Annotated in this window: 15 protein-coding genes; 8 read left to right on the top strand and 7 right to left on the bottom strand. The window is 48.5% G+C overall.

The annotated features are described in order from the left end of the window. Positions 1-11: 11 nt before the first annotated feature. From pdxH to anmK, 3 genes are all read right to left on the bottom strand, one after another. Entirely contained in the window at positions 12-665 is a 654-nt protein-coding gene (gene pdxH / locus RSC70_RS05400) for a pyridoxamine 5'-phosphate oxidase (protein WP_040044902.1), read from the bottom strand. Between the two features lie 301 nt (positions 666-966). Then, entirely contained in the window at positions 967-1,275 is a 309-nt protein-coding gene (locus RSC70_RS05395; protein ID WP_040044901.1) for an MliC family protein, read from the bottom strand. 39 nt (positions 1,276-1,314) lie between these two features. Continuing rightward, the gene (gene anmK, locus RSC70_RS05390; RefSeq protein WP_332541943.1) at positions 1,315-2,430 is read right to left on the bottom strand and encodes an anhydro-N-acetylmuramic acid kinase; all 1,116 of its coding nucleotides are present in this window, start codon (positions 2,428-2,430) and stop codon (positions 1,315-1,317) included. Between the two features lie 372 nt (positions 2,431-2,802). Between anmK and RSC70_RS05385 the strand changes: the two genes are divergently transcribed. After that, positions 2,803-3,273: a glycine zipper 2TM domain-containing protein gene (locus RSC70_RS05385; RefSeq protein ID WP_025801058.1), complete on the top strand. Its 471-nt coding sequence runs from the start codon at positions 2,803-2,805 to the stop codon at positions 3,271-3,273. Positions 3,274-3,365: 92 nt separating this feature from the next. On the opposite strand, the gene slyA is transcribed toward RSC70_RS05385, so the two are convergent. Beyond that, the gene (gene slyA, locus RSC70_RS05380) at positions 3,366-3,797 is read right to left on the bottom strand and encodes a transcriptional regulator SlyA (RefSeq protein WP_130986481.1); all 432 of its coding nucleotides are present in this window, start codon (positions 3,795-3,797) and stop codon (positions 3,366-3,368) included. Positions 3,798-3,972: 175 nt separating this feature from the next. On the opposite strand from slyA, the gene RSC70_RS05375 reads away from it, so the two are divergent. The 3 genes from RSC70_RS05375 to RSC70_RS05365 are packed head-to-tail and all read left to right on the top strand — an operon-like array spanning position 3,973 to position 7,107. Continuing rightward, a complete protein-coding gene (locus RSC70_RS05375) occupies positions 3,973-4,209 on the top strand; it encodes a DUF1656 domain-containing protein (RefSeq protein WP_130999180.1) in 237 nt (78 codons plus the stop codon). A 6-nt stretch (positions 4,210-4,215) separates the two neighbouring features. Continuing rightward, positions 4,216-5,076 (top strand): HlyD family secretion protein, encoded by an 861-nt coding sequence (locus tag RSC70_RS05370; RefSeq protein ID WP_332541938.1) that lies wholly within the window; start codon positions 4,216-4,218, stop codon positions 5,074-5,076. A 12-nt stretch (positions 5,077-5,088) separates the two neighbouring features. Further along, a complete protein-coding gene (locus RSC70_RS05365) occupies positions 5,089-7,107 on the top strand; it encodes an FUSC family protein (RefSeq protein ID WP_282814215.1) in 2,019 nt (672 codons plus the stop codon). Positions 7,108-7,111: 4 nt separating this feature from the next. On the opposite strand, the gene RSC70_RS05360 is transcribed toward RSC70_RS05365, so the two are convergent. Both RSC70_RS05360 and RSC70_RS05355 read right to left on the bottom strand, forming a co-directional pair. Continuing rightward, positions 7,112-7,351 carry a DUF1289 domain-containing protein gene (locus RSC70_RS05360; RefSeq protein ID WP_040044896.1) on the bottom strand — a complete coding sequence of 80 codons (240 nt, stop codon included), beginning with the start codon at positions 7,349-7,351 and terminating at the stop codon, positions 7,112-7,114. A 66-nt stretch (positions 7,352-7,417) separates the two neighbouring features. Further along, positions 7,418-8,326, bottom strand: a complete 909-nt coding sequence (locus tag RSC70_RS05355; protein WP_130933002.1) for a LysR family transcriptional regulator — start codon at positions 8,324-8,326, stop codon at positions 7,418-7,420. A gap of 123 nt (positions 8,327-8,449) precedes the next feature. On the opposite strand from RSC70_RS05355, the gene RSC70_RS05350 reads away from it, so the two are divergent. The 4 genes from RSC70_RS05350 (at position 8,450) to rnt (ending at position 11,879) form a co-directional block, all read left to right on the top strand. Further along, entirely contained in the window at positions 8,450-9,091 is a 642-nt protein-coding gene (locus RSC70_RS05350) for an NAD(P)-dependent oxidoreductase (protein WP_282814341.1), read from the top strand. A 254-nt stretch (positions 9,092-9,345) separates the two neighbouring features. Next, positions 9,346-10,443 carry an alkene reductase gene (locus RSC70_RS05345; RefSeq protein WP_234619347.1) on the top strand — a complete coding sequence of 366 codons (1,098 nt, stop codon included), beginning with the start codon at positions 9,346-9,348 and terminating at the stop codon, positions 10,441-10,443. A gap of 196 nt (positions 10,444-10,639) precedes the next feature. Then, positions 10,640-11,047, top strand: a complete 408-nt coding sequence (gene gloA / locus RSC70_RS05340; protein ID WP_025801066.1) for a lactoylglutathione lyase — start codon at positions 10,640-10,642, stop codon at positions 11,045-11,047. A gap of 172 nt (positions 11,048-11,219) precedes the next feature. Next, a complete protein-coding gene (gene rnt, locus RSC70_RS05335) occupies positions 11,220-11,879 on the top strand; it encodes a ribonuclease T (RefSeq protein WP_234619346.1) in 660 nt (219 codons plus the stop codon). Between the two features lie 121 nt (positions 11,880-12,000). Here rnt and RSC70_RS05330 read toward each other — a convergent pair whose 3' ends face one another. Beyond that, positions 12,001-12,345, bottom strand: coding sequence for a Grx4 family monothiol glutaredoxin (locus RSC70_RS05330; RefSeq protein ID WP_025801068.1), 345 nt, complete (start codon positions 12,343-12,345; stop codon positions 12,001-12,003). Positions 12,346-12,347 lie beyond the last annotated feature (2 nt).

The following is a 12,347-nucleotide window of genomic DNA, read 5'->3' as shown; positions in this document are numbered from 1 at the left end:
TTTTTCGCTGATTAAGGCGCCAACCGGTCAATTTCCCACGCATCGCCTTGGCGCTGATAAATAAAACGGTCGTGTAAGCGGTTTTCGCGCCCTTGCCAGAACTCCATCGAGTTAATTTTTACACGATATCCGCCCCAGAAGCTTGGCAGTGGAATTTCACCTTGTAAGAATTTCTGTTTCAGCTCTAGGAACTTGCCTTCCAAGATGCCACGCGTCGAAATACGCGACGATTGATGAGATACCCACGCAGCAATTTGGCTGTCTTTGGGCCGACTATGGAAATATTTCATCACTTCTAATGTAGAAAGTTTTTCTGCCGTACCTAATACGCTGACTTGGCGATCGAGCATATGCCACGGGAAATGCAGGCTAATATGCGGGTTCTCTTCCAACTGTTGCGCCTTGCGGCTGCCTAAGTTGGTGTAGAACACCATTCCTTGCTGGTCAAAATGCTTGAGTAACACAATACGCTGATACGGTTGGCCATTTTTGTCTACCGTCGCCACGCACATGGCTGTGGGGTCGGCTAAACGTGCCTCACAGGCCTGTTTCAACCAGCGCTCAAACATCTCCAGCGGATCGTCCGTCAGATCGCTTCGGCGCAGTCCACCACGTACGTATTCACGACGCAGGTCGGCAACATCAAACTCGTTGTTTTCACTCATATTCAGCAGTCCGTCACAAGTCCAGAACGCTATTCTGCTCCCGTGGCGGGATAATCTCAATTCACTCACGGCTATCGTTGTGGCTACATTAGCCATTATTGAGGGCGAAAGTATGGTTACGAGTGAACTCCCCCATCATCTGAAAACATTGGAAGATGTTTATTTTACTGAATCAAAAGTGATTTTTTAAAGCGGCATGTAATTCGCTGACGAGCGGTGACAGTACACCGCATGTTATAGGGACAGTCATCATACGCAAGGAATAAGGCGGTTGGGGCCGCTGACACAGCCCCAGATTGGATTAAGATTTCAGCACACAGTCATTAATAATGATTTGGTCGTTACGTTCAATAAACGCGGTATTGCCTTTAGACCAGAAGGTGTATTTACCGTCGCTGTAGCGCGCACCGGAAGCAGACACGACCTGTGGCAGCGTTAACTGATTGCCATCCATGATAAAACTGACCTGATCCTTTTGGTTATCCACGGTTACGGTCAGTGGCGTAGTGCCACATTGATAGCTCAGAGGCTCAGGTGCAGGCTCTTTATGCGCGGTCTGACACCCTGCCAGTAATAACATCGCACCTGCGGTACAGATATATTTCAACATGAACGTTCTCCCATTGTACTTTCAAATTAGATAACAAAATCAAATGGCGTGATTAGCCGGATAGATAGCGCCGAGGACGGTTTCCTGTGAAGCACCGGTGACGGAAGGCAAGTTACCAGGCAAACCGGACAACGTGCGGTAAGCTAGCCATGCAAAGGCCAACGCTTCCATATCATCACCACTCACGCCATAGGCGTCAGTGCTACAAACTTCGGTTCCCGCCAACAACGCAGCCATACGACTCATAATGAGCGGGTTTCTCGCTCCGCCGCCGCACACCAACAAGCGTTCACAGCCACCCGCTAATTGAACCTGATCGCAAATACTGATTGCGGTGAGTTCCACCAGCGTTGCTTGAACGTCTACGGCAGCAATCGGCGGGAATTGAGCCAGTTGTTGTTCCAACCAGCCCAAATTAAACAGTTCTCGCCCCGTGCTTTTCGGTGCAGGACGCGCAAAATAAGGGGCAGCCAAAAGGTGTTGCAATAAAGGCTGATTCACCGAACCTTGTTTTGCCCACGCAGCATCTTCGTCATAGGCCTTGCCGTGATTGCGCCAAATCCAAGCATCCAGCAGCATGTTGCCGGGGCCGGTATCGAATCCTCTGACCGGTAAACCCGGTAAAAGCAGGGAGAGATTAGCAATGCCACCGATATTAAGCACCATGCGTCGCTCTACCGGATGCGTGAGTAGCGCATGGTGGAAAGCGGGAACTAACGGTGCGCCCTGCCCGCCGTAGGCCATATCACGACGGCGGAAATCACCCACGGTGGTAATCGCGGTGAGCGCGGCAACGCGGTTATTATCCCCTAACTGCATGGTAAACGGATTATCACCCTCAGGCTGGTGCCAAACGGTTTGCCCATGACAGCCAATGGCCGTAATATCCTGCGGTGTGAGCGAGGCTTGCTTTAATAAATGATTAATCGCCTCGGCATAGAGGCCTCCCATTTGTCGGTCTAATTCACCGACCTGCGCCAGCGTCACCGCCTGCCCTTGGCACATGCCTAAAATGGATTCTTTTACGGCTATAGGAATGGGATGTGAATATCTGCTTTGCTGTGCAACCATCCGCTCATCAATAGCGGCAATGACAACGTCGATCCCGTCAAGGCTGGTTCCTGACATCACGCCAATGTACCGTCCCGATCTCATTTCATCGTCCTTATTTATTTTCGTTAGTTGAAATTAGCCTCTTCAGACACTAAACGGAACCGGATTTATCTAATTTCCGAGTTAATATCATAAACATTGCTGACTTTTCTTGACGTAATATTTTCCTCGCTAACAGTTCGTAGACTGAAAAAATGCAGTAAAATAGTAAAAGAGTTGGTGATTATTTAAACCGACAAAACTTAAACGGTCGTTTATTGTTGGTTGAGTTAATCATCTGTATGCTACAGCGATACAGGCATTGGTATAGGCGATAGTTTGTTTATAGCCAACCTTTTAGAGTAAACACACAGCCGTAACGACAGGCAACAAACAAGCCAGCGCGTAGAAGGCTAGAATGGAAGGAATATTGTTATGATTAAGCGTCTTATTGTTATCGCTCTTGCCGGCGCTTCATTGGCTGGTTGTGCTAACACCAGCACATTATCTGGTGACGTTTATACTGCGGGTCAGGCTAAAGAAGTTCAGCAGGTTACTTACGGTAGCATCGTGTCAATTCAGCCGGTTCGTATTCAGGCTGGCAACGATAGCAACGTGATCGGCTCTATCGGCGGCGCGGTCTTAGGTGGTTTCTTAGGTAATACCGTAGGCGGCGGTACGGGTCGTAGCTTGGCAACAGCGGCTGGCGCAGTTGCGGGTGGCTTAGCCGGTAACAGCATCGAAGGCGCCGTTAACCGCACCGATGGCGTGCAGTTAGTGGTTCGTAAAGACGATGGCAAAACAATTGCCGTAGTGCAGAAAAACGGCAGCAAACCTTTCGCGGTTGGTCAGCGTGTCATGCTGCTGTCTAGCGGCAGCAGCGTCAGCGTCTCAGCGACTAACTAAGACTGAGTGGCTTAGCTAAACGAGATCACGAAACCGGAGGCAATGCCTCCGGTTTTTTTTGGTTTGCTGTTAGTAATAAAAAATAATTATAATTATTTGTTTTGTAAGTGAATTATATTTTGTTCCAGACGCTCAACTAAGCCAGTCAGCAGTGTCACTTCTTCTGGTGAAATACCAGATAAGATCTCACCACGTGTCATCGTGATAACGTCATTAACTTCCTTGATAATTGGTGCAGCTTCTTCCGTCAACTTGATGCGTTTAGCGCGGCGATCGTTTGCACAGGTATGGCGCGTAATTAAGCCCTTCTCTTCAAGCTGGTCCAACGTACGAACTAATGAAGGCTGCTCAATGCCGATAGCTTTAGCCAGTTGGATCTGAGACTGCTCCGGCGGCAAACGATTAATATTGTATAGAGTGACCCAATGCGTTTGTGTTAATTCAAGCGGCTTCAAACGCTGGTCAATTAACGCTCTCCATACACGAACTAATCGTGCTAAATCCGAGCCTAGTGTCGATTCCAATTTACTCTCCTTATAATTAGCGTGCTAAGATACTCACCCAGAGTAGCTACTAGTTTGGTTCTCAATCGTAAAAATTTCAAATGTATATCTATTACCTCCAAAAAATAATCTATGCTTATGGACAATTAACATCTATGTTACCTATAAATCTCTTAATGGATCGGGAGTGGTAAACATGGACATCCTCTCATCAGCACAAGGCTCGCCTTTACCAGATCTGATATTAGGCGCATCGCTCTATTTTCCGCCTATTTTTAAAGCTATTTTACTCGGCATTGTTTTCTGGCTGCTTATTCATCGCTTATTCCGTGATGTGATTTACTCTGGCGATATTTGGCATCCGACACTGATGGATTTGTCAATTTTCGTCATCTGTGTAAGCACCAGTCTTTGGCTATTAACCAGTTGGTAAAATAATATGAAACAGAACACATTACGCTACTTCTCAACGGTTATAGTTTGTGCAATTGCAATCACAGCTGGCTGGTGGGCTTGGAATTATTATATGCAATCACCTTGGACGCGAGATGGTAAAGTGCGTGCCGAGCTCGTCAATATTACACCAGAAGTATCGGGAAAAATAATTAAAGTAAATATCAGTGATAACCAACAGGTAAAACAAGGCGACCTGTTATTTGCTTTAGACCCAACCCCATTCGAAATTGCGCTGAGTAATGCTAATGCCGCGATAGCCAAAGCGGAGTCAGACTTGGCCAAGGCTAACCATGAAGCGACTCGCCGTGGCAACCTGCCTCGTAACGTTATCTCCGCAGAAGACTTAGACGAAGCCCAACTGAATGCGCAAGCAATGAAAGCGAATTATAAATCCGCACAATCTAATTTGGAAAAGGCTCAGTGGAATTTACACCACACCAATATTTATGCTCCAGTCAGCGGGTTTATAACTAATTTACAAACTCGCGTAGGAAATTATGCCTCTATTGGCTCACCGCTCGTGGCTCTTATTGATATTAATTCGTTTTATGTGATGGGTTATTTCGAAGAAACTAAACTCAAACATATAAACATCGGAAATAACGTGGATATAACTCTGTATAACGGAAATATTCCATTACAGGGACGCGTAGAAAGTATTGGCCGTGCAATTTATGACCAAAGCGTCGAAAGCAGCGATAACATGCTACTTAATGTAAAACCGAACGTCCCTTGGGTACGACTAGCGCAACGGGTACCGATCCGAATTAAGCTGGAAAATGTTCCTAAAGATGTTTTGCTGGTTGCGGGAACCACCTGCACAATTTCTGTTCGCAGCCATTAACAGGACAGTCTTGTGAATTTATCTTGGCTAGATTGGCGCAACACGCCGTGGGCAAAAGCCAACGCAGGACAATGGCGTTACGCGCTGCGCAACGCCATTGCGATGTGTTTGGCGCTCTGGGTCGCTTTTTTATTAGATTTGGATGAACCCTATTGGGCGTTTACGTCCGCCGCCGTGGTGAGTTTTCCTACCGTTGGCGGGGTTATCAGTAAAAGTATTGGTCGTATCGCTGGGAGTTTGCTGGGCGCAGCGGCATCGGTTCTAATTGCCGGACAATGCCTTAATGATCCGTGGCTGTTTACCTTTTACATTGCAGCGTGGATTGCAGTATGCACCTACGTCTCAAATCATTATCAAAATAACGTCGCATACGCTTTCGCTTTAGCCGGTTATACCGCCGCAATCATTGCCTTCTCAACGGCAGAATCTACCGACAGCATGCAAATCTTTGATATTGCACAAGCGCGTGTCTGTGAGGTCATTACCGGTTTGCTGTGTGGCGCGTTTATGATGATGCTTCTGCCGAGCACTTCAGACGGAACGAATCTGCTGACGTCACTACGCCGTATGCATCAGCGTCTGCTTGAGCATGCTGCCATGCTGTGGCACCCAGAAACCACACCAGAAATGCGCGCATCGCACGAAGGATTGATCGGCCAAATCCTGACCATGAATATTCTCCGTATTCAGGCCTTCTGGAGTAATCACCGACTGCGTAGCCGTAACAATGTGCTTAACTTTCTGCTCCATCGACAGCTACGGTTAACCAGCGTGATTTCTAGCATTCGTCGAATGCTGGTGAATTGGCCCGATCGCCCCGATGTTTTGCAAGACGTATTACGAGACATCATAAAAGAACTGCAGGATCCCGAGACAAACAAATATCGTTTGGCCCAAATTCTCAGTCGTATTTATCCGCAGGATCCGAGCGATTACCGGCTACGCACGTTTTATCTTCGTCTGCGCTATTTTTGCTGGCTTTATCTGCAAGGTAGCCGCTGGATACAACACGTTGAAAACTCAACTCCGGAAGATAGTTTTTCACCGCCAAAGGTTCACAGTATCGCACGACACACGGACAGTATGGAGTCGGCCTATAATGCTCTGCGCACCTTTGTGGTCATCATTATTGGCTGCGCATTCTGGATGAGTACCCAGTGGGATGAGGGGGCTGGGGCATTGACGATTACGGCCATTACCTGCGTGCTTTATTCCACGTCGGCCTCCCCCATGACGAGTCTAACCACCTTGTTTAAAGCGATGGTGCTGCTGTCTATTGGCTGTTATCTGGCAAAATTTGGGTTAATGATTCAAATCGATGATTTCTGGGTATTCTGCGCCTTTTTGCTGCCTGTATTACTTACAATGCAATTACTCAAGTTGCAAAACCCAAAAACAGCAGCGCTGTGGGGACAGCTGATTGTCTTTATGGGTTCATTTTTGTTAGTAACCAACCCACCAGAATATGATTACAGCAGCTTCGTAAACGATAACATCGCGAAGATTTGTGGTGTTTTGCTGGCCGCCGTGGCATTTCAGATTTTGCGCCCAAGCTCTGATAAACGCAAAAGCCGCCGAATCATTCGTGCTCTGCGCCTAGACTTCATGGATCAGATAAGCCGCCGACCTCAGCAGGATGAAAGCCAGTTCGAGTCACGGATTTATCATCGAATCAACCAGCTCAACCAAAGCAAGGATGAAGTGTCACGTATTTGGGTACTGCGTTGGGGCGTGGTCTTACTCAACTGTAGCCATATTGTCTGGCAACTGCGTGAATGGCAGACGCGTTCCGATCCGCTTTCAGCGGTTCGCGACGTTTGCATACACTGCTTGAAAGGGATCATGACCGAGAAAGGCGTTCAGCATGAGTCGCTCGATGGAACCTTAGCTGAACTGTTAAGGATCAGCGATGTGCTATCTCATCATCCTGACCAAAGCGGCCGTGATTTAGCCGGCCTCGTATGGCGCTTATATTGTTCTTTATCGCAGTTACAGCAAAGCGTGGTTTCGTCGGTCGCAAGCAAGCCCTGAGAGATCAGAACAACGATGGTTGCTCCGGCGGGTTAATTTGATCGGCATTATCGTTACGCCGCTGACGTAAAAAGCGTTGGCGGCACAAACGCAGTACATCACGTTTTTGTGGATCGCTCAGTTTCATCCAGCCAAACCGCTCTTCTCGGCTACGCATACAGCCGCGGCAGTAACCCCGCTCATCCGCTTGGCATATACCTCGACACGGGCTGGGAATATCAAAAAATTCAAGCTGCTGGGCCACGATATACCTCCTGCTTACCATCCTAAGTGAAGACGCAAACAAGGAACTGAGCAAATCAATTTCTAGTTAATATTCTGTATCTTTATATGTCTGGAAGTAATTACGCAAGCAGAGCATGGCCTGTCGGCTCTTTTCTGTATGCACTCTCTCGAGCGTTAGCGCGTGCAGCTTAAGCGGCATTGGTCGCCATTCCGGTAATAACATCACCAGATCGCCTCTTTGCAGCTCATGGCTAATTTCATACAGCGGCTGCACTGAGATCCCTAATCCCTCCAAGGTAAATGCGCGCAACACATTCATGCTACTACTGCCGGTAGCGATATCGGGTAACCGAATTTTGCACGTCTCCCCGCTGCGTTTTTGTAAGCTGATTGACGCCGGAATCGCATCGTTGGTATTGATCAGCCATTGATGCTGCGTCAATTCATGCGGCGACTCAGGTATCCCGCTGCGATTTAAATAACGCGGCGATGCACATAACACCATCGGCCACGTTGCGAGCGGATGAGCAATATAAGACGCGTCATCCAGTTGTCGATTTACCCGCAAAGCAATATCCGCGCGAACCTCAATTAAATTGATAATTTCATCGTTAGCTAAGATCCGCAGGCTAAGCTTAGGATGCGCCTGCAATAATGGAGCAAGTGCCTGTGCAAGCGGCGTTCCACCAAGCCCTATCGTTGTGGCAATGCGCAACTCGCCTACTAAGGTATCGCGCATTTCAGCCAGCCTTTGCTCAGCCTGACTTGCCTCATGCAGCATGGCTTTGCAGCCAGGGTAAAATGCCGCGCCTGCATCGGTGAGCGTTAGTTTTCGCGTAGAACGATGTAGTAGCGTCACGCCCAGATCCTGCTCCAACGTTCGCATGTGTTGACTCACGGCGGAAGCGCTCATGCCCAAACGGCGCCCCGCCGCACTCAGTGAACCTTCAGCGACAACAACGGCAAAGACCGCCATACGATTAAGTTTATCCATTGAATCACTCACTTCATCTTAAAGTTTTACTTAAAGAAGTTAGTGGCAATATGCCACTTATCAGCCACGCTGTTAAGGCTTAAAGTGTCTCTATCGCAACCAATGTTGAAAAAGGAATGAATGATGAAACTCGCTATTATCGGTGCAACAGGTTTTGTGGGTCGTGTGGCTGTTAACGAAGCATTGGCTCGGGGCCATGAAGTGACCGCCATCGCCCGTCATACCAAAGATTTACCCACTAACAGCCATTTGCATATTGCACTTGGCGACGTGACCGACATTGATTGGCTGGCACAAACGTTGAAAGGCGTCGATGCCGTAATTAGCGCCTTTAACCCTGGTTGGACCGATCCCGATTTGTACGCAAACTTTGTCAAAGGCAGCAATGCTATTTTGAAAGCGGTCGAAAAATCAGGTGTGAAGCGCTTCTTGGTCGTCGGTGGCGCGGGGAGTCTTGAAGTTGCGCCAGGTGTTGAGCTGATCGATACACCCCAGTTCCCCGCCGAGATCCGCCCCGGCGCGCAAGGTGCTCGCGAGCTGCGTGACGCTTTACGTGCAGGTAGCTCACTGGATTGGACGGTATTATCACCTGCGGCCATGCTGGCACCGGGTCAACGTACCGGCAACTTCCGTTTGGGTACAACGTCATTGCTGATGAACGGTGATGTGCCGGCCAATATTTCCGTCGAGGATCTTGCCGTTGCCATTCTGAATGAAATTGAACAACCACAATTTATTAAGCAGCAATTCACTGCCGCTTACTAAGCCACAATTCCCTCCAAATCCCTCTTTATCACGGACAGCAATGCGCTGTCCGTGTGCGTTTTGTTATCTATAACCGCCTATAATTACTGCATTTAAAATTATTTCTTCACAAACTATCTTCGCTTGTATTGACTTAGACCAACTGGTCTATTAGTCTTTGCCCAAGCCTCGCTGTCACGTTTTACCCACGTCTAACGAGCAAACCTAAACTTCGTGGCGCAAGACAATGCGCAACAACTGCAACAGGATTGACTATGAAAATCGAAAAGTTATTCACACCGGTCACCGTTGGTGACGTTACTCTACCTAATCGCGTTTTCATGGCTCCGCTGACGCGTTTGCGCAGCACAGAACCGGGTGATATCCCAACACCGCTGATGGGCGAATACTACAACCAGCGCGCAGGCGCAGGTTTGATCATTACTGAGGCCACACAGGTTTCATTCCAAGCCAAAGGTTACGCCGGTGCTCCAGGATTACATACGCCAGAGCAGCTAGCCGCATGGAAAAAAATTGTGTCTGGCGTCCATCAGCACGGCGGGCATATCGCGGTGCAGCTGTGGCACGTGGGCCGCATTTCTCATAATAGCCTCCAGCCAAATCAACAGGCTCCGGTTGCGCCTTCTGCGATTGCCGCCGATACCCGCACCACCGTTCGTGATGAAAATGGCCACTGGGTACGCGTACCTTGTTCAGAACCACGCGCCTTAGAAACCAGTGAAATTCCAGGCATCATTAACGATTTCCGTCATGCGGTAAGCCTTGCGAGCCAAGCCGGTTTTGATCTGGTTGAACTGCATGCTGCTCATGGTTACCTGCTGCATCAATTCATGTCACCGGCTTCGAACCACCGTACCGATCAATACGGTGGCAACATTGAAAATCGCGCACGTTTAACGCTGGAAGTGGTTGACGCTGCAATTGCCGAATCTGGCGCTGGCCGCGTTGGGATCCGTATTTCTCCGCTGGGCCCGTTCAATGGTCTGGACAATGGCGAAGATCAAGAAGAAGCGGCGCTTTATCTGATCGGTCAGCTTAACCAACGCAAAATTGCTTACCTGCATATTTCTGAACCAGATTGGGCAGGCGGCAAACCTTATTCTGAGGCATTCCGTCAGGCGGTTCGCAAACAGTTTAGCGGTGTCATTATCGGTTCAGGCGGTTACAACGCTGAAAAAGCCGAAACGCTGCTGAATCAAGGTCTCATTGACGCGGTGGCTTTTGGCCGTAACTTTATCGCTAACCCTGATTTGGTCGAGCGCTTAGAGAAAAAAGCCCCACTGAATACGCCACATCCAGAAACCTTCTACGGTGGTGATGCCAAAGGCTACACCGATTATCCAACGCTGTAACAGTCATACCTTGGCATAGCTGCCAACCCTCTGACCGCCTCCACTCGGCCAGAGGGTTTTTTATTTACAGCAGCGGCGATTAATCAGGGGCTTTTATTGATCGCTGAAAGTAGGCTGTTACAATGTGTCTACATCCTGTCGCTATTCCAATAGCGAAGCCTTGTTATCAAGGCCATTCTAATTTAAGAGGAAAATTATGCGTTTACTTCATACCATGCTGCGTGTTGGTCACCTGCAACGCTCAATCGACTTCTATACCAACGTTTTAGGCATGCGTCTGCTGCGTACCAGCGAAAACGAAGAGTATAAATACTCTCTCGCGTTCGTCGGTTACAGCGATGAAAGCGTGGGTTCCGTTATCGAACTGACCTACAACTGGGGCGTAGACAGCTACGACATGGGCACCGCATTTGGCCATTTGGCATTAGGCGTTGATGATGTTGCAGCAACCTGTGAAAACATCCGCAAAGCGGGTGGCAAAGTCACGCGTGAAGCTGGCCCCGTTAAAGGTGGTAATACTATTATCGCTTTTGTTGAAGATCCTGACGGTTACAAAATCGAACTGATCGAAAACAAACAGGCGGGTGCGGGCTTAGGGAATTAATTCCCCTCCCATCGGGATAAAGCCCGACCGCATTGCTTAAAAATCCAGCGAACGCATAGCCGTTCGCTTTTTTATGTTTTGCCTGAATGAGAGTCGCCCCACGTTTGCTGACTGCAAACTGCAAAAAAATTTGCCATAATGCGCGCTGCATTCCATAGACCAGAAGTTGAACATGGCTGAAACCACCAATCTAAATACGCTGAGCGCGCGCTTTCGCGGGTTCTATCCTGTTGTCATTGATGTCGAAACTGCGGGTTTTGATGCCAACACCAACGCGCTACTTGAAATTGCGGCAGTCACGTTACGTATGACTGACGATGGATGGTTAGAGCCACATGAAACACTTCATTTCCACGTTGAGCCTTTTGTTGGCTCCGTTCTTGTTCCAGAGGCTCTGGCATTCAACGGTATCGATCCTGAAAATCCATTGCGTGGCGCGGTGAGTGAATACGAAGCCCTACATGCTATTTTCAAAGCAGTTCGCAAAGGTATTAAAGATCAGGACTGTAATCGTGCGGTAATCGTTGCGCATAACGCGCACTTCGATCATTCATTTGTGATGGCCGCAGCAGAACGTGCAGGTTTAAAACGTAACCCATTCCATCCGTTTGCCACCTTTGATACTGCCGCGCTAAGCGGTTTGGTATTAGGACAAACCGTGCTTGCGAAAGCCTGTATCGCCGCCAATATTCCTTTTGACAGCACTCAGGCTCACTCTGCGCTTTATGATACAGAGCAAACCGCAACGCTGTTTTGTGAGTTGGTAAACCGCTGGAAACGCATGGGTGGATGGCCATTGCCAACGCCTGCACCAGAAGAGGCCGCCGAATAATCCGCTCCTCCCTCTTGCCGCGGCATTGCGCAATGTAAGAACTTTTGTTTCTGAGTTAACACGATAAATTATAAAGGCGCCCTAAGGCGCCTTTGTTTTTTGTCACAATAATCATCAACGATTACTGTTCTTCCTGCGCAGGATGCTTCGCCGCAGTCTCTTTAATCAGCTGCTGCAGTTCGCCAGCACGGTACATCTCAATGATGATGTCACAGCCGCCAACCAGTTCACCCTCGACCCACAGCTGTGGGAAGGTTGGCCAGTTCGCATATTTTGGCAGTTCAGCACGAATATCTGGGTTTTGCAGAATATCAACATAGGCAAAACGTTCACCACAGGCTGACAATGCCTGAACTGCTTGCGCAGAGAAGCCACAGCTTGGCAATTTAGGTGAGCCTTTCATGTACAAAATAATCGGGTTTTCAGCCAGTTGGCGCTGAATTTTTTCAATGGTGGTCATTGTCATTT

It is taken from the genome of Hafnia sp. (assembly GCF_036648275.1).
GTDB classification, from domain to species: Bacteria; Pseudomonadota; Gammaproteobacteria; order Enterobacterales; family Enterobacteriaceae; genus Hafnia; species Hafnia alvei.
The sequence above is the reverse complement of the archived record's forward strand: the minus strand, read 5'-3'. Positions and strand labels throughout refer to the sequence as shown.

What these genes read in the sequence shown, in the direction of transcription:
- RSC70_RS05385 (WP_025801058.1), top strand. Translation starts at nt 2,803, where the DNA reads ATGATTAAGCGTCTTATTGTTATCGCTCTTGCCGGCGCTTCATTGGCT.
- RSC70_RS05375 (WP_130999180.1), top strand. Translation starts at nt 3,973, where the DNA reads ATGGACATCCTCTCATCAGCACAAGGCTCGCCTTTACCAGATCTGATA.
- gloA (WP_025801066.1), top strand. Translation starts at nt 10,640, where the DNA reads ATGCGTTTACTTCATACCATGCTGCGTGTTGGTCACCTGCAACGCTCA.
- RSC70_RS05395 (WP_040044901.1), bottom strand. Translation starts at nt 1,275, where the DNA reads ATGTTGAAATATATCTGTACCGCAGGTGCGATGTTATTACTGGCAGGG.
- RSC70_RS05355 (WP_130933002.1), bottom strand. Translation starts at nt 8,326, where the DNA reads ATGGATAAACTTAATCGTATGGCGGTCTTTGCCGTTGTTGTCGCTGAA.
- RSC70_RS05330 (WP_025801068.1), bottom strand. Translation starts at nt 12,345, where the DNA reads ATGACAATGACCACCATTGAAAAAATTCAGCGCCAACTGGCTGAAAAC.
- rnt (WP_234619346.1), top strand. Translation starts at nt 11,220, where the DNA reads ATGGCTGAAACCACCAATCTAAATACGCTGAGCGCGCGCTTTCGCGGG.
- pdxH (WP_040044902.1), bottom strand. Translation starts at nt 665, where the DNA reads ATGAGTGAAAACAACGAGTTTGATGTTGCCGACCTGCGTCGTGAATAC.
- RSC70_RS05345 (WP_234619347.1), top strand. Translation starts at nt 9,346, where the DNA reads ATGAAAATCGAAAAGTTATTCACACCGGTCACCGTTGGTGACGTTACT.
- RSC70_RS05350 (WP_282814341.1), top strand. Translation starts at nt 8,450, where the DNA reads ATGAAACTCGCTATTATCGGTGCAACAGGTTTTGTGGGTCGTGTGGCT.
- RSC70_RS05370 (WP_332541938.1), top strand. Translation starts at nt 4,216, where the DNA reads ATGAAACAGAACACATTACGCTACTTCTCAACGGTTATAGTTTGTGCA.
- anmK (WP_332541943.1), bottom strand. Translation starts at nt 2,430, where the DNA reads ATGAGATCGGGACGGTACATTGGCGTGATGTCAGGAACCAGCCTTGAC.